Source organism: Pseudalkalibacillus decolorationis (assembly GCF_024609785.1).
Classification (GTDB): Bacteria; Bacillota; Bacilli; order Bacillales; family Fictibacillaceae; genus Pseudalkalibacillus; species Pseudalkalibacillus decolorationis.
The window spans coordinates 1-1,577 of record NZ_JANHJQ010000067.1 but is presented as its reverse complement, the minus strand read 5'-3'; the positions used below and the strand labels follow the sequence as shown (position 1 = coordinate 1,577).

Here is a 1,577-nt window from a genome sequence, read left to right as displayed (position 1 = left end):
ACTGTAGAGGAATTACGTAAGAAAGTAGACGATTACATGGATTACTACAATTCCTCCAGGTATCAATGGGGATTAGAAAAGATGACCCCGGAACAATTCCGAGGTCACCTCTTAGCTGCTTAGGACTTTTATTAAACTGTCTTTTTTTAAGGGTACAGTTCAAACCTCCGGCCATAGTTCTTTTATTAATCCGACTGTTTCTTCTTCATGCTTAGAGTTGATATAAGCATGTAGATAAGCTACAGCGATTGCTTCAACGCCTTCCTTCTTGAAATAGTCCACAACTTCCTTGACTTGATCTTTGTTTAGATGTGAAATCACTTTTCCTTTATGGTCTAAGCGTTCATCAACTTCCTTCCGTAAATACCGATCAACAAAAGGAGTTGGTTTTTGATAGCGGACGTTAAACAAGTCTGGACGGTTACCTCTAGCAATTTCCAATACATCACGGAATCCTTTTGTCGTGATTAGACCCGTTTTTACGCCTTTACGTTCTGTTAAGGCATTAATAATGACGGTAGTACCATGTATAAATGTTTTGATCGCTTTTTGGTCAATACCGCTTTTCTCAATGACATCGATTACACCTTTTTCAAAATTAGGCGGAGTAGTGTGACTCTTAGCCACCCCTACTTTACCACTTTCATCGACATATACCAGGTCCGTAAATGTTCCTCCGATATCCGTTGCTACTCTCATAATAACCACCCTTCTTTTTCTATGAATTAAAAAATGTTAGGAGTCAATACAGAAAGAATTGTAGATTCCTCATTCAAGGGATTTTCCCAAAAGTGAGGTACATTTGAAGGAAAATGAATGGATTCACCTTCTCTCATGAAGTACTCTTTACCATCTACATTAAAAAGGACTGCTCCACTTAAAACGTAATAGAATTCCTCCCCTGGATGACTTGAAGTTTGGGTCTGCACTTGTTTGGGCGAAAGTGTAACCATCAATGGTTCCAATGAACGCCCAACGAACTCCCCATTCAATCGAGTGTAAGTAGCTGGTGAGCCTTCAATTTTAAATGGCTTTCTGTCATCCACTTTTACGATGTAATTGTAATTCGTTTCTGAATCAAAAAAATGAGTGATTGAAACATCAAATGCATCCGCGATTTTCTTTAAGGAAGTGATCGCAAGTGAGGATGACCCACGTTCTACTTGAGACAAAAAGCTTACCGAAAGATCAGTTTTCGCACTAAGGTCTTTCAAAGTATAGCCATTCTTCTGACGTAGGCTCTTGATTTTCTTATAAATTTCATCCATAGAAAACGTCCTTTCAATCCAACGAAAAAAATTCTTATTATGCAGTAATCAATTACAGTATTACTTAACTTTTAACATCATAGCATAATAATTTTTGAATTAAAAGAATATTTTATTAATTGAATCAATTTCATAAATTAACTCCTTAGAGCTTCAAGGGGTTTAAGACACATAAAAAGGAGTACCTCCCTAACAAGTCGAAATGAGTAAGTGACCAAACAAACTCTAAGACTGGAGGAAGACTCCCTATGACTATTATACGACAAGAAAGCCTGTTTGACCTGCATGAATTATATCAATTGGAACCTA

At 37.1% G+C, this 1,577-nt stretch carries 2 protein-coding genes and 1 pseudogene; 1 reads left to right on the top strand and 2 read right to left on the bottom strand.

From position 1 onward, the window contains the following. Positions 1-123 (top strand): IS3 family transposase (locus tag NON16_RS25325; protein WP_257348545.1); only part of this gene is annotated, 123 nt, incomplete at its 5' end. 39 nt (positions 124-162) lie between these two features. Here NON16_RS25325 and NON16_RS25320 read toward each other — a convergent pair. Further along, positions 163-699, bottom strand: a pseudogene (locus tag NON16_RS25320) (hydantoinase/oxoprolinase N-terminal domain-containing protein); the annotation flags it as partial. Between the two features lie 26 nt (positions 700-725). Continuing rightward, a complete protein-coding gene (locus NON16_RS25315; protein ID WP_257352394.1) occupies positions 726-1,268 on the bottom strand; it encodes a helix-turn-helix domain-containing protein in 543 nt (180 codons plus the stop codon). Positions 1,269-1,577 lie beyond the last annotated feature (309 nt).